Annotated in this window: 13 protein-coding genes and 1 pseudogene; 7 read left to right on the top strand and 7 right to left on the bottom strand. The window is 71.1% G+C overall.

Annotation, left to right across the window (positions count from 1 at the left end; translation table 11 throughout):
- The 4 genes from ADK41_RS25540 to ADK41_RS25530 form a co-directional block, all read right to left on the bottom strand.
- A partial coding sequence (locus ADK41_RS25540; RefSeq protein WP_159043990.1) for a trypsin-like serine protease occupies positions 1–1208 on the bottom strand: 1208 nt, incomplete at its 3' end.
- Positions 1209–1409: 201 nt separating this feature from the next.
- Positions 1410–3488 (bottom strand): FG-GAP-like repeat-containing protein, encoded by a 2079-nt coding sequence (locus ADK41_RS25535; RefSeq protein WP_234318719.1) that lies wholly within the window; start codon positions 3486–3488, stop codon positions 1410–1412.
- Positions 3391–3954, bottom strand: a complete 564-nt coding sequence (locus ADK41_RS43440; RefSeq protein WP_234318717.1) for a hypothetical protein — start codon at positions 3952–3954, stop codon at positions 3391–3393. The genes ADK41_RS25535 and ADK41_RS43440 overlap by 98 nt, the downstream gene beginning before the upstream one ends.
- A gap of 188 nt (positions 3955–4142) precedes the next feature.
- Complete coding sequence (locus tag ADK41_RS25530) at positions 4143–5132, bottom strand: helix-turn-helix domain-containing protein (RefSeq protein ID WP_030825022.1); 990 nt, start codon at positions 5130–5132, stop codon at positions 4143–4145.
- A gap of 570 nt (positions 5133–5702) precedes the next feature.
- On the opposite strand from ADK41_RS25530, the gene ADK41_RS25525 reads away from it, so the two are divergent.
- From ADK41_RS25525 to ADK41_RS25510, 4 genes are all read left to right on the top strand, one after another.
- Positions 5703–6182 (top strand): hypothetical protein, encoded by a 480-nt coding sequence (locus ADK41_RS25525; protein ID WP_234318715.1) that lies wholly within the window; start codon positions 5703–5705, stop codon positions 6180–6182.
- 234 nt (positions 6183–6416) lie between these two features.
- On the top strand, positions 6417–10496 hold the full coding sequence (locus ADK41_RS25520; protein ID WP_158717665.1) for a polymorphic toxin-type HINT domain-containing protein: 4080 nt from the start codon (positions 6417–6419) through the stop codon (positions 10494–10496).
- Between the two features lie 2 nt (positions 10497–10498).
- Positions 10499–10867 (top strand): hypothetical protein, encoded by a 369-nt coding sequence (locus tag ADK41_RS25515; RefSeq protein WP_030825013.1) that lies wholly within the window; start codon positions 10499–10501, stop codon positions 10865–10867.
- Positions 10868–10940: 73 nt separating this feature from the next.
- On the top strand, positions 10941–11309 hold the full coding sequence (locus ADK41_RS25510; protein ID WP_030825010.1) for a hypothetical protein: 369 nt from the start codon (positions 10941–10943) through the stop codon (positions 11307–11309).
- A 90-nt stretch (positions 11310–11399) separates the two neighbouring features.
- Here the strand turns inward: ADK41_RS25510 and ADK41_RS25505 are convergent, their stop codons facing one another.
- Together ADK41_RS25505 and ADK41_RS25500 are read right to left on the bottom strand one after the other, a co-directional pair.
- On the bottom strand, positions 11400–13262 hold the full coding sequence (locus ADK41_RS25505) for a glycoside hydrolase family 3 protein (protein WP_030825006.1): 1863 nt from the start codon (positions 13260–13262) through the stop codon (positions 11400–11402).
- A 351-nt stretch (positions 13263–13613) separates the two neighbouring features.
- Complete coding sequence (locus ADK41_RS25500; RefSeq protein WP_030825003.1) at positions 13614–14531, bottom strand: LysR family transcriptional regulator; 918 nt, start codon at positions 14529–14531, stop codon at positions 13614–13616.
- Positions 14532–14620: 89 nt separating this feature from the next.
- Here ADK41_RS25500 and ADK41_RS25495 point away from each other — a divergent pair, with 89 nt between their 5' ends.
- From ADK41_RS25495 to ADK41_RS25490, 3 genes are all read left to right on the top strand, one after another.
- Positions 14621–15520, top strand: coding sequence for an EamA family transporter (locus ADK41_RS25495; protein ID WP_030825001.1), 900 nt, complete (start codon positions 14621–14623; stop codon positions 15518–15520).
- Positions 15514–15663 carry a hypothetical protein gene (locus tag ADK41_RS39730; protein ID WP_199822377.1) on the top strand — a complete coding sequence of 50 codons (150 nt, stop codon included), beginning with the start codon at positions 15514–15516 and terminating at the stop codon, positions 15661–15663. The genes ADK41_RS25495 and ADK41_RS39730 overlap by 7 nt, the downstream gene beginning before the upstream one ends.
- Before the next feature lie 363 nt (positions 15664–16026).
- The gene (locus ADK41_RS25490) at positions 16027–16380 is read left to right on the top strand and encodes a hypothetical protein (RefSeq protein WP_030824998.1); all 354 of its coding nucleotides are present in this window, start codon (positions 16027–16029) and stop codon (positions 16378–16380) included.
- Positions 16381–16796: 416 nt separating this feature from the next.
- On the opposite strand, the pseudogene ADK41_RS41085 reads toward ADK41_RS25490, so the two are convergent.
- Positions 16797–16901 (bottom strand): annotated as a pseudogene (locus ADK41_RS41085) (alpha/beta fold hydrolase); the annotation flags it as partial.

Genomic DNA, 16901 nt, shown 5'->3' with positions numbered 1-16901 from the left:
TGGGTGCCGGTGCTGGTCAGGGTGTAGACGGAGGAGGTGTGCTTGCCGTCGCTGCTCTGGCCGCCGTCGTAGAGGATGGCGATGTCGTCCTTGCCGTCCCCGTTGTAGTCGCCTGAAGTGGGTCGGCTGGCGGACCAGTTGAAGCTGCCGGGACTGGTCCAGGTCTTGGCGGGAGCGACAAAGCCGGTTCCCTTACTGGTCAGGGTGTAGACGGAGGTCATGTCCCGGCCGTCCTCCGCCTGGCCGCCGTCGTAGAGGACGGCGATGTCGTCCTTGCCGTCCCCGTTGTAGTCACCGGCAGTCAGTCGGCTCTTGGACCAGGTGAAACTTCCGGAACTGATCCAGTTCCGCACCGGGGCGTCGAAGCCTGTGGAGTTGCTGAGGAAGGTGTACAGCGAGGTTCGGTTCCCGCCCTCGAGGGAGACGCCGTTGTCATACAGGGCGGCGACGTCCGTCCGACCGTCGCCGTTGAAGTCACCTGAGGCGACCACCGACCGCTGCGGCAACAGACGCACCTGCTGTACCCAGGAACGGAGGTCGTCCACACGGGTGTCGACAGCACCGGTCCGAGTCTCGGTGGAGCCGTAGCATCCTCCCTGCCAGGAACGGCTGTGGACGGCGACGAGCTCCGGCGCCCCGTTGTTGAGCCGAACAGCCGGACCGCCGGTGTCCCCCCTGCAGATGGCGCCACCGGAGCCGGCGAGGGAGAGGGTTTCCGCTTCGACGCTCTCCACCATGAACGAAGCGGTGTGCAGCCGGTCGGGCACCCAGGCGTCAGCAGTGCGGCCGAAACCTCCGACGAGCAAGGTCTCCCCCGCGGCGGGAGCGGCGGAGGCGAGAGCGACCGGTGTGACGTCGGTGACCGGCTGCGCCAGCTTGGCCATCACGAGATCGCGCTCCGCGCGCGGAACCAGCTCCACCACCTGGCGGACCTGCCCCCCGGCGCCGACGAGGTCGGCGCGCCCGATCGTGGCGATCGTCCGCGACTGCGGTGGACCGGGAGGCACGGTCGTACCCGTGGCCGGATCGTCGACGAAGCAGCTGGCCGCTGTGAGCAACCACTCGGGGTCGACGAGGGCGCCGGAACAGGCTCGCTGACCGTCGCCGATCTCCAGGTGCGTGGTGAAGGACAAGGCGGCATCGGTGGCGGCCGTACCCGTGACCGCCTGCACCGGAGAGGCGCTCAGTACGAGGGGCGCTGCGAGCATGGCCGCGGCAAGCACGGCCGTGGCGGGTCTGCGAGGGTCTGGGAAACGAGACATTGCGGAGTGTGGTCCTAGCGGTCGGTGGTGGTTGAGGGCGTGCTTCCGGGAACCGGAGACGGGAACGCGGACTCGATCCGGTCACTGTGCGCGCTTCGTGGGGATGCCTGAAGCAGCATCCCCGGCTCTCGGGCGCTGTGGGCCGGATCAGTTCCTGTACGTGCCGACGAAATGGGTGGAGGCGTAGAGCCAGCTGGTCGCCGGGGCGGTGAAGCCGGCCACGGCGCCGTTGAACATGGCGTCGGGGCGGGCGGTCCAGGTCCACATCTTCACCGCCCCGTCGGGCTGGTGGCTCATGACGGCCAGGTCGTCGCGGCCGTCGCCGTTGTAGTCGCCCACGATCAGTTGGAAGCGCTTGATGTCCAGGGCGCCGGCGGCGCTGCTGAGAGTGACCCTGGCGGAGCCGAAGCGGTCCTTGCCACCGACGTTCTCCGACAGGACGGTGGAGACCTTGTCGCTGCCGTCGGCGTAGTCGTACCAGACGGCTGCGTCGTCGCGGCCGTCGCCGTTGAAGTCACCCGAGTGCGGATAGGTGCGGCTCCAGTCCAGCGAGGCGCTCTGCCACCACACGGCCGGGGCCGCGAAGCCGCCGTTCGCCTGGGCGTTGAAGACGTAGGTCTTCACGCTGTCGTCGCCTTGGCCGTAGAAGACGCTCAGGTCGTCACGCCCGTCACCGTTGAAGTCGCCGGTGATGAATTTGGCGCGTGTGCGCGCCCAGGTGCCGCTGGTGGCGGACCAGGAGCTGGCAGGGGCGTTGAAGGTGCCCTGGGCGGTGGAGGTGAAGGTCCACAGCTTGGTGGTTCCGTCCGCGTAGGCGTACCAGACGGCGATGTCGTCGCGGCCGTCGCCGTTGAAGTCTCCTGACTGTGGCGTCATGTAGCTGATGTGGAAGCTGCCCGCCGCGGCGCTCCATGCCTGGACGGGGTTGTTGAAGCCGCCGTCGGGCCGGCCCGTGTACAGCCAGATCTTGACGCTGGTGTCGCTGTAGCCGTACACGGCGGCGATGTCACCGCGGCCGTCACCGTTGAAATCACCGGTGACCGGCTTGTGGTTCTTGGCCTCCCACGTACCGGCGGGGGAGGTGTACGACCTCAGCCAGCCGCTGAGGGATCCGTCCTCCTTGCCGAAGAACGTGTAGGTGGCGTCGGTGCCGGCCGCGAAGTCGTACCAGGCGCCCATGTCACTGCGGCCGTCGCCGTTGTAGTCGTGGCGCGGCGCACTGTTGCTGGACCACTGGGCGACACCCTGGGCATCGAGGACGACCAGGTCTCCACCGGCCCGCAGCACGACGGAACCACTCACGGCGGCGGTCCTGGACTCCCACAGGGTTGAGGTGCCCTCGGCGTTGCGTACGACCAGGTTGCCGTGCGCGTCGAACGCGGCGGTCGCCCCGGGGTTTCCGGCGGTGCCGGTGGACCACAGGGTTTGTCCGGCCGCGGAGGCGACGACGAGATCGCCGTCCGTCTGCATGGTTGCGCGAGCCCCGGCCGAGACCAGACTGTCACCGGACGACAACTGCTGACCGGCGGCCAGCCGGGAGCCGGGCACGGTGTTGTCGGCCCGGGCGGCGATCGCTTCGGTCCGGGCCTCCGCCGGATCGGTCCCGAAGCAACCGCCCTGATGAGAACGGCTGTTGATTCCCACCAACTCCGGAGTGCCGTTGTTGACGCGCAGCAGCGGCCCTCCTGCGTCGCCCTTGCAGATCGCGTCATTCGTGGTCTTGCCGGCGACGTCCACCTGCGACTCGCCGACGGAGCCGACCGTGAAGGAAGCCGTGTGCAGCCGAGTGGGCGCCCACTCGGTCCTCGTACGGCCGTACCCAGCCGCGGTGAGTGTGTCGCCCTGGGCCGCGGCGGTCGTGGCCACCTTGACCGGTGTGATGCCGGTGGCAGGGGTGGCCAGGCGCGCCATGACCAGGTCACGACCCGGACGGGGCACGAGGTCGGTGATCCTGCTGACATGGCCGTCGGTGCCCGACAGGTCGGCACGGCCGATCGTGGCGACGGTCTTCTCGGCCGGCTTGCCCGAAGCGGGTTCCTCGAGTCCGCCGGTGAAGCACGAGGCGGCGGTCAGCACCCACTGGGTGTCGATCAAGGCTCCGGAGCAGGTCCGCAGGGTGTCCTGCCCGTCACCTATCTCCAGTCGCGCCGTGAACGCGTAAGAGGTGTCCGAGACGGCGGACCCGGTGACGGCGTGGGCCGATACGGGCAGTCCGGCGGCTGCCATGGAGGCGGCTATGAAGTACGTGGTCAATGCCGCGCGTGAGCGGTGTGCAGACATCAAGTGTTTTCATTTCTATGAAATACGTGTGGAACATGAAGGGGTATGACTGCTCGGCCGCTCCGGTCTCCACCGACATGTACGCGCGACCCCGCTCGTCCGTGCCTTCTCCGTCATCCGGGTGCTCGTCCTGATGGGAAAGTTCTTCCTCGGGGCCGATCGGCATGCTGGCCCCGGTGATGCGGCAATTGCCGTGCATGACATGCCCGGCAGGCATTTCCAGGGCTGGCCGGCCGGAGTTCCCGCCGGTATCGGCGGCCATCGCTCGCGTGAACCCGAACACCTCAAGTTCCGGCGTTGCTGTCCCCATGACCGCGGCGGTGCCGGAGAATGCCATGCGAAGAAAATCCTTTCGGATCTGCTTCTGCATACTCATCGACACCGATGGACCCCTGTTGAAGACGGCGAACACCCAGAGCTCCACAGCAGTCATCGATCGTCGGCGGAAAAGCGATGGCGGGGTGGAGTGATTGCGCGGCCAGAATCTCTGGCCCGGCGCTTGATCGAGGATGCCTTGGGTGCCGTCCGGCTGTCGTTGACAACCGGTGCACACTTTGTTCACGTTGCGTCGACACTGTGACGCGCGGTGCCCGAAAAGTTCTATTTGTAGTGTTCGGGAAGGGTCTGGAGGCGGAATTCCCTGGGCGACAGCCCGTAGTGGGCGCGGAAGGAGCGGGTGAAGTGGGAGGCGCGGGGCAGGCCCCAGCGGGCGGCGATGGCGTGGACGGGCGTATTGCGCAGCACGGGGTTGGCCAAGTCCCGGCGGGCGCCTTCCAGTCGCTGCCTGCGGATCCAGGCCGCCACCGTTTCCCCCTGCGACCGCCGTTGGAAGATCCGGTGGAGGTAGCTGAGAGAGATGTGGTGCGCGGCGGCGATCGCGGACGGGGTCAACTCGGGGTCGTGCAGGTTCTGCCGGATGAACGCCAGGACGCGTTCGACCATCGCTCTTTGGCGGGCCTCCGGCGACAGGGCGGCCTCCGCGTCCAGCACTTGAGCGAACCAGGTCGACAACAGGTCGAGCACGACCGTGCCCAGCCGCGGTGCGTCGGCGGGCTGGAGGGTGTCCGCCTGCTGTTCCAGGCCGACGAGGAACTCCGTCAGCAGTGCCCCGACGCCCTCTCGTCCCGACAGGCCCCGGCCCAGCAACTCGTCGGCCCGGTGCGCCGGCAGGGGCAGCAGCGCCTTGGGGAAGTCCACGCCTATCCCCCTGATGGCACGGAGCTCCCGGTTGCCCGACGACCGCAGGTCGAACGGCTTCGAGCTGTCGACCAGGTGCAGATCACGCGGTCGGAACGCGCTGGCACGCCCGGCCTGTTCGAGAGCCATCTGCCCGTCGAGCAGCAATGACAGGTGGTACCGCTCGGGGTCGGCCCGGCGGATCATCTGCGGGCTCCGCCGGTACCGCGCCGGCGTGAACGACATCGGCAGCACGGTCACCTCTCCCAGCTCCATCAGTCGGCACTCCACCCTGAAGTCGGCGGTGTGAGGACTGATGATCTCGCTGGAGCGGGTCCGGTCGAGCAGTGCCCGCCAGTGGTCAAGCCGCTCTTCCGCAGGCACGTCCTGGCTGCGGAACATGGTCCCGATCATTCGTTCCCAACTCCGTTGTTCCCCCGGGCAGCCGATCGCCACCATGTGTGTGAAGACCGTCCCCTGTTCTCTCACGCACATTCTGACCCGCGACGCGGGTCGTCCGTGATGGTCGCTGCCGCATGTGGGGACCGCATCGCCGGACCCGGCGCCGGGCCATCGGAGGGCGGGTGCATCGCGCTCGCGAACGCGGCGGGCCGGCCCGTGGCGAGGACAGGGAATTTCCCGCTCGCACGGCCTACTCCCGTGCCGCAGGCCGTTGTACCCCAGCACGGATGCGTCTGATGTGCGCCCCTTCATGGCTGCGAGTTTGCTCAGGGTGACAGGTGAGATGCGCGGGTTCGCTTGCTAGCCTTGGGCCGCTTTGCCGGGGGCGCAGTGGCGGCGCAGTGTGATGACGAATTCAATTCGTGACGCCACGGAATTCCATGCCGCAGATGCTCTTTTCAGTCTGCACCCCATCCCCCGGGATCCATTGCTCCGGCGGCTCTCGCTGCCCCTGCGCGGTGGTCGGGGTCGCCGACCATCAAAGAAAGGACACTCGTGGTTACACGCGCACATAAAATTGCGGTGACTGCACTCGTCGCAATCGCTGCAGTCGGCGGTTTCTCCACCTTCGCGTCTGCCGAGCCCCCTTCTGCGCCTCAGCCGTCCGAGGGAATGCCCTACGCCGTGGAGGACTTCAATTACCCCGGCGCGGATCGAATCCAGGCCACGGAGGGCATAAAGCTGAAGCGAGGAGACGGGCACATTCTTCTGGCGGAATGCGACCCGCAGGCGGATCAGATCAGAGTGCTGACGGTCGCCGACGCGGGCGCCGGGCGGCGGGGGACCTACTGCTTCGAGGCCACCTCCACGTCCGGTTACCTCACGCTCGAACTGCCGCGGGTGTTCGCGTTGGAGGCCGGCGAGAACCCCATCAGCGCCGACCTGACCGCCGGGGGCCAGACCCGGACGGTCGACGTGCCCGAAGGCGGGTTCGAGCCCGTGGGTGAAGGGACCGTGGGCGGTGCCCAGTCCGTCCTGGTCGAGATACGCGTCACCGGTTGATGCCGTCGCCGGGCGGGTCCCGTACGGCTTCGTACGCGCTCACACGGTCGCACGACGCGGCGACCCCAGTGAACGCGACGACCGGCCCAGCAGGTCCTGGCCTCCCGTGACGAACAGGGGGGAGGGCAGGGCCCGATGACGCCTTCTCGAGGGCGCGGCGTCTCCACATGGGCCGGCCGCCCCTTCGGTTCCCGTCCGGCTCGGGGTCAGGACTGTCGAAACTCAAGGAGCCTCATGAAATGGAAACGGCATCGCTTCCCCGGGAAACGGAGACGTGCCGCAAGCCGCATCTCGTTCGCCGTCGCCACGGCTGTCCTCTCCGGGCTGCTCTCCGTGCAGCCCGCTGCCGCCGAGGAGGTGCCTGATGCGACGGTGGAACCGGTCCATCTGACCTCCCGTCAGCAGGTGGTCGACATCTGGGCCACCAGCGGCACCGAGGTCAGGACCGCCGCCGAGGCCGCACTGCTCGGCTCCGACCAGGACATCGGCACCTTCCTGGCCACCTACGGGGACCTGGAGACACAGGACTACCGGGTCGAAGCGGCACAGCTCGCGAGCCTCGGCGGAGAGAACACCCTCGCCGCCGTACGCGAGGCGCTGGCCGGGGATCTCGGCGACCTGGCGAGCTTCATGAGGAAGGGGTGGCAGGAGCCCTTCCAGCAGGACCGGAGAGTGCTCGTGGCCCGGGCGGTCGACGCCGGTGGTCCCGAGGTCCAGGCCCGTGGACGAGCCGCTCTCGGCGGCACCGCGGAGGACGTGGCGAAGTTCCTCGAGACCGGGTGGAGCGAAGCCCGGGACCAGGACGACCGCGTCCTGGTCACCCAGCTCGTCGCGACGGGTGGCCCGCAGGTGAGAGCGGCCGGGCAGCTGGCCCTGAGCGGCACCATGGACGATGTCCGTGAGTTCCTCGAGGTGGGCCAGTTCGTCGCGCGCGACCGCGACCAGGAGCACGCCACCGTCGCGGAGTTGGCGAAGCAGGCAGAGCAGGCGGGCAAACTGGCCGCCAGTGAGACCAAAGCCGCTGAAGACGCTTCCGCTGAAGCAGTCGAAGCGTCCAAGCAGGCCAAGGAGGCCGCTCAGAAGGCGGCGAAGGAAGCCGAGGCCACGAAGGAGGACTCGGCCGACGCCGCCCGTGCGGCCAACCGCGCGGCGAAAGCCGCTTCCGGCGCGGCCAAGGCGGCCCAGCGGGCCATCTCGGCCGCCAACGCGGCCAGCCGGTCCGCGCGCGTGGCGTCCGCGGCGGCGGCGCAGGCAGCGGCCGCTGCCGCAGGCGCCGCCGACGCCGCGTCGAAGGCGCGCAACGCAGCCGCGGCGGCGGCCACCGACGCCACCCAGGCGGACGCGGCCAAGAAGGCCGCGGTCCAGGCGCGCAATGCGGCACAGGGGGCCACCAAGGCAGCCGATGCCGCCGACCAGGCCGTGAAGGCCGCCACCGCCGCGGGCAAGGCCGCCGTCTCCGCGGCCAGCGCCGGCAGCAATGCCGCCGCCGCCGCCGACGCCGCTGTGCTCGCAGGTCAGTTCGCGGGGCAGAGCAGCACCGCGGCCGCGAACGCGCGGGCGGCAGCCGCCTCGGCCCACCGCCAGGCCGCGGAAGCCAACCGTGCAGCCAACGCCGCCGAATCGCTCGCGAACAAGGCGGCCACGGCGGCCGGGCAGGCCCGCGACGCCGCTCGATCCGCCGCGGAACACGCCCGTAAGGCGGCGGACGCCGCGGACGACGCCGCGGAGCACGCCGGCGAGGCCGCCGAGGCGGCCACACGATCCACGGCCCACGCCAACGCGGCGACCGAGGCGGCGAACGCCGCCTCGCAGGCAGCCGAACAGGCCGGTGACGTCTACGCGCTGGCCCGCGAGGTCGAGGCCGAGGAACTGCTCGTCCGCACCAACGCCGGCATCGCCAGGGCCCGCGACCTCAAGGCCGAGGAGGAGGCTCAGGAAGCCCGGCGCACCGCCCGGACCGAGGCGGTGCAGGAGGCGCGCCGCACCGCGGAGGACCTCGCACGCCGGGCTCAGCAGGGCACGGACGACGAGGAGATCGCCAGGCTGGGCCGGCAGCTGGCGCTGTCGGACCTGGAGAACGGCAGACCGTGGCTGCGCGCAGCGGCCCAGAACGCACTGGGCGAGGACACCGCGGGCGTCGTCGCCTATGTGCTCACCGGACGTGCGGACGCACAGGCGCGGGACGACAGCGCGGATGCCGAACGGTTGGCGGAGGAGAGTTCCGTCAAGGAGGTCCGCGACGCCGCCGAACTCGCTCTGAACGGCGACGCCGCCGCGGTGAGTGCCTTCCTGCGTCAGGGGCAGTACGACGCGGGCAGCGAGGCCTTCCGCGTGGAGGTGGCCAGGGCCGCGGACGCGGGCGGTCCCGTCGTCAGGGAAAAAGCCCGGCAGGCGCTGAACACGGCGACCACCGACGCCTACCGCACCTTCCTCACCTCCACTCTGGCGGAAGCGCGGGAGCAGGACGAGAGGGTCCAGGCCACCCAACTGGTCGACAGCGGGACTCCCGAGGTCCGGGCCGCCGCGCGCGTCGCGCTGGAAGGGCCCTCGTACCTGCTGCACCAGTTCGTCGAGACCGGTCAGTACACCGCTCAGCGCAAGGACCTGCTGGCCCTCACGCACCAGCAGCAGGTTCTCAAGCTCGTGGCCGAGGCGGCCCAGGTCGCCTCCGAGGCCCAGGCGGACGCCGCCCGGGCGCAGGCCACGGCGGCAACCGCCCGGAAGGCCGCCACCGAGGCCCAAGGATGGGCCGACAAGGCCAAGAAGTCCGCCGCCGCAGCGGAGCGGTACGCCACGCAGGCGGACCAGCACGCCAAGGACGCGGAAGCCTCCGCGAAGCAGGCTGCCGAGTCCGCGAGGACGGCGCGCGCCGCGGCCCAGCGGGCCGACAGCTCGGCCCGCCGGGCGGCGGTCGCGGCCGGCGACGCCACGGTGTCGGCGGAACTGGCGCAGACCTCGGCCGGTATGGCCTGGGCATCGGCCAATGCGGCCAAGGTGTCCGCGAAGCGCGCCGGGAAGAGCGCGGCCGAAGCCCTCGGCGCGGCGGCGGACGCCTTCGTGGCCGCGGTCAAGAAGTACCGGGAGGAGGAGGAACAGAGGCGCCGTGAGGCGGTGGCCAAGAAGGAGGCCGCGGAGAAGCAGGGCGCCAGCCCCGCCGAACTGTACCGGTGCGGCATTCTCGGGTGCGAGGCCGCCAAGAACCCCGGGCGCTGGTGCCAGCACCACGAGGCGTACTGCGATGTGCTGGCCCTCGGCCCCTCCTTGGAGGCGTTCGGCGAGAGGGTGTGGGAGTTCGAGAAGACCATCCTCGGACTCAGCGAGCTGGAGAACTGCGCGCAGAAGGGCGACCTCTGGGCCTGCTGGGAACTGCAGAAGGACGTCATCATGACGTCCAAGCTCCGCGGGCTGACCCTTGCCTACCGGGCCCTGCGCCAGGCGGCGCGAGGCTGCACCCAGTGCTTCGTCGCCGGCACGCCCGTGCTCATGGCCGACGGCAGTCACAAGCCGATCGAACAGGTACGGGCCGGGGACCTCGTCCGCGCCACGGATCCGCTGACCGGTGAGAGCGGTGCCCGCAGGGTGACGGACCGGATCGTGACCCGCGGGGACAAGCACCTCACCGCTGTCACCATCCGTGGGCCGACCGGCGACCGGGGCGGGATCACCGCCACCGGCGACCACCCGTTCTGGAGCACCAGCCTCCGCACCTGGGTGGCCGCGGCGGACCTGCGCCCCGGTGACGCCCTGCGGACCGACAGCGGTTCCACGGCGACGGTCCTCGCCGGCCACGCCTCCGTCCAGCGGGTCACCACCTACGGCCTCACGGTGGAGGATCTCCACGCGTTCCACGTGGTGGCCGGACGGACCCCGGTTCTGGTCCACAACAGCGAGTGCAAGATCCTCGTCCTGGGGGTCACAGAACACATCGAGGATGCGACCAGGAATATCCCGAATGGCTACAATCACATGGACCCCTCTCTCCAGAAGGTGGAGAGTTACCTTCCGGGTGGTATTCCCTACACCCAGTGGATGTCCCTGGTGGAAGACGCGATGCGCAGAAACCAGAAGATTGCCGTCAGCCTCAAGGGTTTCAGCCCTCCGAACGGTACGTGGCAGCAGAAGTTCGACCTCGCTGTGAGCAAGGGGCAAGGATCCAACTGGAGGTCCACCGAATGGGAAATGGCCCGGATCGAGTACTACTACCGCACCGAGCACCTCGACTGGGACAACGTGAGGTTCTACGACGACAACGGTAAGGAGATCCCGAAGGGCTCCATCAAGCCGCCGCTGCGTCCGGGACAGAATCGGGAGTGAGAGTGGAGTATTCCTCCGGCCGGCATTTCACGGCGTGGCAGTACACGGTCGCCCACCACAGTCGGATCCTGCTGCGCAGTCCACGCCGCACGGCGTCCGACACCCGGATCGACCTCCACGTCGGTGGCGTCAGCGCGTTGCTGATACGTCCCTCCTACCGAGGGATCACGGTCCGTGAGGGAACGGACGAGGAGAAGGGAAGGGTGACGGAGATTCTCGGCCCGCAGGTCTTCGCGCGCGGAGAGCGACTGCACGTCATCGGCGAGGACCGGATGACCGGCTTCATCGCGGGCGGGCCGCTCGAGCACCGCGAGACCCGGGCCGCCGATTCCGAACCCTCCGGTTTCCTTCCCATGCCCCCGACCGAATAGCAGGACCGCGGGTGAGTCCCGAACCTTCGGGCCGGGACTCACCCGCGGTCTGCGGAACCACATCTGGACGGACATGACCCAGGAATTCCACTCCGACCGCACCTTCACGCTGTGGCATTACACGGCCGCTCACGGCGATCGGCTGCTGCTGAGGGCCAAGGCGGAGGCGGACAAGCCGCGCATCGACCTTCACGTCGAAGGCGTTCGCGGCTTCATGCTGACGCCGATCCACCGCGGCCTCACCATCAGGCGGGCAACCGCCGGAGAGAGGCAGCGGGTGGAGGCGGAGTTCGGCGTCGACGTCGACGAGGCGGCCACCGTGCACGTCATCGGCGCCCGGCACATGCGGGGATTCGTCGTCGGCGGACCTCTGCGGTGGCACGAGGACAACGGCGACTTCCGGGACCCTTCGCATTTCGGGCCCATCCCGGGCACCCCCTGACCGCAGGCGGACGAAGCGCCTCCCGCCGGGACGGCGGACGCCTCGGGCAATCCCTGTCGTCCCGGTTCGGGAAGCGTCCTCAGGCGCCTCTCAGTGGGCACGGCCTGGCCGGTACGCCAGCCCGTGCCCGACGGGGTACAGCACCGTCGCCGGGTCGTCCGCCCGCTGCACCGGCACCGGCAGCGTGCCGCGCGGGCGCACCCTGCCCGCGATCACCCGTGCCGCCGCGCGCAGTTCGACGTCGGTCCAGGAGTACGTCGCCAGGTACGCCCGCACGCCGGGCAGGTGGGCCACGTCGTAGGGGTTGCGGACCGCCACCGCGACCACCGGCTTCCCGGTCGCCAGCAGGTGCTCGACGAGCGTCTTCTGGCTGCTGGAGGCGGTGACGTTGTACGTCCCGACGACCACCGCGTCGGCGTCCCGGGCCGCCGCGACCGCCTCGGCGACGGTGGCGGCGGACGGCGCCGTGCCGGTGGGCAGGGCGGTGGCGGTGAAGCCCAGCTCGGTCAGGGCGTCCGCGAGCACCCCGGTCGGCGGTCCGGTGGTGCCGGACGGGGAGGCCGGGTCGGCGCCGACCACGAGCACCTGGGGCGTCCGGCGCCGGGACAACGGCAGCAGACCGCCTTCGTTGACCAGCAGGGTGGTGGTGCGCTCGGCGATCCGGTCGGCGGCGGCCAGGTGCGCACGGGTGCCGACGGCGCGGTCGACCCCGGCGTGCGAGACGTACGGGTCGTCGAACAGGCCCAGCCGGGCCTTCAGCCGCAGCACCCGCAGGACCGACTCGTCGAGCCGGGACTCGGTCAGCTCGCCGTCGCGCACGGCGTTCAGGACCGCGTTCCAGGCGACGTCCAGGGAGGGCGGGTTGAGCAGCTGGTCCACGCCCGCCTTGAGGGCCAGCACCGGCACCCGGTCGTCGCCGTACTTCGTGCGGACGCCCTCCATGCCGAGGGAGTCGGTGACCACGACCCCGTCGTAGCCCAGCTCCTCCCGCAGGATGCCGGTGAGGATGGGGCGGGAGAGGGTGGCCGGGTCCTCGGAGGGGTCGAGGGCCGGGACGACGATGTGCGCGGTCATGATCGAGTCGATGCCCGCGGCGACGGCCGCCCGGAACGGCGGCGCGTCGAGCCGTTCCCACTGCTCGCGGGTGTGGTGGATGTACGGCAGCTCGGCGTGGCTGTCGGTGATCGTGTCGCCGTGTCCGGGGAAGTGCTTGGCGGTCGCGGCGACCCCGGACGACTGGTAGCCCTCGACCTCCGCCGTGACGAGGTCCGCGACCGCGTCCGGGTCGGAGCCGAAGGACCGCACCCCGATGACGGGGTTGGCCGGGTCGACGTTGACGTCGGCCACCGGGGAGTAGTTCTGGCGGACGCCCAGCGCGCGCAGTTCGCTCCCCGCGATCCGGCCGAGGGCGCGGGCGTCGGAGCGGGAACGGCCCGCGCCGACGGCCATCGCGCCCGGGAACAGCGTCGCGGGTTCGCCCACACGGGCCACGATGCCGTGCTCCTGGTCGGTGGAGACGAGCACGGGCAGCCCGCGCTCCAGCCCGAGCGACGCCTGCTGGATGCCGTTGGACAGGTCCGCGATCTGGTGCGGGTCGCGGGTGTTGTGCGCCCAGGAGAAGTAGATGACGCCGCCGACCCGGTACCGGGCGAGCAGTTCGGCGGCCGTGCGGACGCCGATCTCCTCGAGGTTGGCGTCGACGTCGGCCTGGTCGGGGTCGGTGGCGGAGTGGCCGTACACCCGCATCACGAACAGCTGGCCGACCTTCTCCTCCAGCGTCATGCGGGAGACGAGGGCGCGCAGCCTCCTGTCGTCGTGCGCGGCCGGGCCGGTGGCCGCGTGGACGGCGCCGCCGGCCGCGAGGGCGGTGGTGACGCCCGCCGTCGCGGCGAGGACGGCGCGTCGGGACGGACGTGCGGTGCTTCCCGTGCTTCCGGTGCTGCTGTCGGGCACGTGCGCTCCTTTGGGAGGTGATCCGCGGGGGACCGGGGATCCACTGAAGGAAACTGCCGGGAGGTCACCAATATCCGGGAAGTTTCTGCCGGTCAAGGGGATGCGCGGCAACCGGGGAGGGGCCGTCATCGGCGCAGGAGGAGGGGCGCGCCGATGACGGCGTGCTGCCGGCCGCGGCACGGCGGAGGGGGCGGGCCCGAGAGCGCAGCCGGCGGCGAGGGCCGGCGCCGCGCCACGGGGACTCGTCCGGCAGCCCGCCCCTGGGACGGACGGAGGCGGGGACGGGTTCCCCGCCCGGGCCGTGTTCTCCCGAAGCCGGGGCCGAAGCCGGGGCCGGGGGCGCGGACGGGGTCAGCGGGGCGAGTGCGCCGACACCTCGGGCCAGTGCCCGCACAGCGTGCGGACGGTCTCCGCGATCGCCGGACGACGGGCCGCCCCGGTACGCCACAGCGCGTACAGCCGCCGTACGGGCATGGGGTCGAGCGGCACCTCCACCACCCCGGCGGGCAGCGGGCCGCGCCCCAGCCGGGGGATCAGCGCGACGCCGAGCCCGGCCGCGACCAGGGCGACCAGGGTCGGGTTCTCGTCGGCCTGGTGGACGATCTCCGGCTCGTGCCCGGCCGCGCGCAGGGTGCGCACCAGCCACTCGTGACAGACCCGCCCCGGCGGCTGGCAGATCCACCGCTCGCCGCCCAGCTCCTCCCGCCGCACCGCCGTACGCCCCGCGAAGGGGTGGTCCCGCGGCACCAGCAGATCGCACAGGTCGTCACCGATGACCGCCTGCTCCACGCCCGCCGGGGCCGGCAGCGGCGCGATGTCCCAGTCGTGCGCGACGACCAGATCGACCGCGCCCTTGGCCACCAGGTCCACGGAGAGGTGCGGGTCGATCTCGGTGAGCCGGGTGTCGAGCGCGGGGTGCCGGCGCGCCAGGTCGGCCAGCACGGGCGGCAGCAGCCCGCGGGCCGCCGACGCGAACGCGGCGATGGCCAGCCGCCCGGCCGGCACCCCGCGCCGCTCCTCCAGCTCCGTCTCCGCCCGCTCCACGATGGCGATCAGCTCCCGGGCCGCGCGCACCAGCTGGTGCGCCTCGTCGGTCAGCCGCACGCCCCGGCCCTCCCGCTCCAGCAGCACCGTCCGCGTCTCCCGCTCCAGCTTGGCGATCTGCTGGGAGACGGCGGACGAGGTGTAGCCGAGCGCCGCGGCGGCGGCGCCGACGGTGCCGTGGACGGAGACGGCGTGCAGGGCGCGCAGCCGCTGGAGGTCGAGCATGACGGCTCCCCGATCGGTTAGCGGTGCTTCATCCAACCATGCAGGAATCATTGCTGGTGCTGAAGTGTGGGGGCGGTGATCCTCGACGCATGCGACCTTCCCACCTGTTCCTCGCCGTCCTCGTCACCGCCGTGTGGGGGGTGAACTTCACCGTCATCGAGGTCGGGCTCGGCCACTTCCCGCCGCTGCTCTTCTCCGCCCTGCGCTTCCTGGTGGCGGCGCTGCCCGCGGTGTTCCTCGTGGGGCGGCCCGAGGTGGCGTGGAAGTGGATCGTCGGGGTGGGGCTCGCGCTGGGGGTGGCCAAGTTCGGGCTGCTGTTCGTCGGCATGGACGCGGGGATGCCGGGCGGACTGTCCTCGCTGGTCCTCCAGGTCCAGGCGGTGTTCACGGCCCTGTTCGCCTTCGCGCTCCTCGGCGAACGCCCCTCCCGGATACGGCTGGTGGGCATGGCGGTGGCGCTGGCCGGCATCGGCGTGGCCGCGGCCGACGAGGGCGCCTCGGGCCCGCTGCTCGGTTTCGCCCTGGTCGTCGCGGCGGCGGCCTGCTGGGGCGTCTCCAACATCCTCACCCGCAAGGCGGCGCCCCCGGACGCCCTGAACTTCATGATCTGGGTGAGCACGGTGCCGGTGCTGCCGCTGCTGGGCCTGTCGCTGCTGCTGGAGGGCCCGTCGCGGGACCTGGACGCGCTGCGCGGCCTGGACTGGCAGGGCGCGGGCACGGTGCTCTTCGTCGCCTGGGTCGCCACGGTGTTCGGCTTCGGCGCCTGGGGGTGGCTGCTGCGCCGTCACCCCGCCTCCACGGTCGCGCCGTTCTCCCTGCTCGTCCCGGTCTTCGGGATGTCGTCGGCCGCGCTGTTCCTGGGCGAGTCGGTCACCCCGCTGCGCTGGTGCGCGGCGGCGCTGCTGGTGGGCGGGGTGGCGCTGGCCTCGGTGACGCCGCGGCGACCCCGGTCACGGAGGAGGGGCTCGGCGTCGGGAACGAGGTGCTGACCGGTCCGTCCACCCCCGGCGCCGCCGTGCTCGCGCAGAAGCAGCTCGCGGCCGGAGCCCGGACGCACCGGGGCGAACGCCGTCCGGAGGAGATCCCCGACGCGGCCCGCCGACTGACGTCCACGCCTGATCCGTACGGGTGAACCGCCCGTATCCGTAGGGGTGTCGCCTCCTGCCGCTCCCGTCACCCATGGGTGCCTTACGCACTGTGAAGTGCCCTTTTCCCGTCGGAGAGCCGCATCCCGATGATGGTGCAGGGCGCTGCCGGGTGCCCGCCTGCGACCTGGTGCGAAACCGGCGCCGAGGGGGGCGACCGCTGTCACCGTGAGCGGAACGGGAAGCGACGGCGGCTACGGCGGCCGCCGTCCGGCAGGGCCCCGGTACGGAGTCCACCGGCGGCCGGATCCCACAAAAACTCGTTGAACTCTTGATTACCTGCTTGTCGGTCACCAAGAATGCGGTCGACACCTGTTCCCCGAAACACCGCTGGAAGGGAATCGAAGCAGATGAAGAGCCGATCCCAGAGATTAGCGTTGAGTGCCCTGACCGCCGCCGCCCTGACCGCCGCGCTTCCGGCGGCACCTGCCTTCGCCACCGACGAGGTCGACTGCGGCGCCGCCACCGAGCTCGTCAGGATGACGTACTCGCAGAACGGTGCGGAGCACACCAGGTGCTGGAAAGACCCCGGCAGTGTCTCGCTCAACCAGGAGGGCGTCACCTCCTTCTCCTCGGGCGCCGAGGAGGTGGTCGTCTTCTGGACCACGGGCCAGGGCTGGAACGTCGACGTACTCGAACCCCACACGTCGGCCCCCTTCGCCGGCGCCGACACCTATCGCGTGTTCGGCTTCCAGGTCAGGTAGGCGCGACCCGTCGGTTGCCGGACCGGCCCTGAAAGGCCGGTCCGGCAACCGACGGCGGCGTGGTCCCGCGATCACCTCGGTGCGAGGCCCGGCCGAGGGCGAACCGCCCAGGGGGAGCCGGTCCAGGGGGAGCCGGCCCTTGCACGTCCTTTGGGCTCCCGGCCCGCACTTCCCCGGCCAGGTCCTCCGCACCGGGGAGGGAAGGGCCCCGCGGCGGTCGGCGACGAGCGCGTCGAGCGCGGTGCTCGGTCCGGCGGTCGCGGCGTCGGTCCCGCCGCGTCACCAGGGGAGCACACCGGCGCGGTCGGTCACCGTGCCGGTGGGCGTGTCGGGACCCAGGACGGCGATGCGCACCGCCGCCTCCGCGCCCTCCTCGACGCCCTGCCCGACGTGGCCGGTGAACTCGGTCGCGGTCTGGCCGGGGTGGGCCACCACGGCGGCGGCGTCCGCCGCGTAGTGGTCCATGTCGTGCCCGTGGCCGACCTGGGCGGAGCGCCCGTGCCCGCGGCGGTCGTGGGCGA

Origin of the sequence: Streptomyces caelestis, assembly GCF_001279005.1 — a bacterium.
GTDB lineage: Bacteria > Actinomycetota > Actinomycetes > Streptomycetales > Streptomycetaceae > Streptomyces > Streptomyces heliomycini.
Note: the sequence above shows the minus strand (reverse complement) of the source record. Positions and strands in the feature narration are given on the sequence as shown.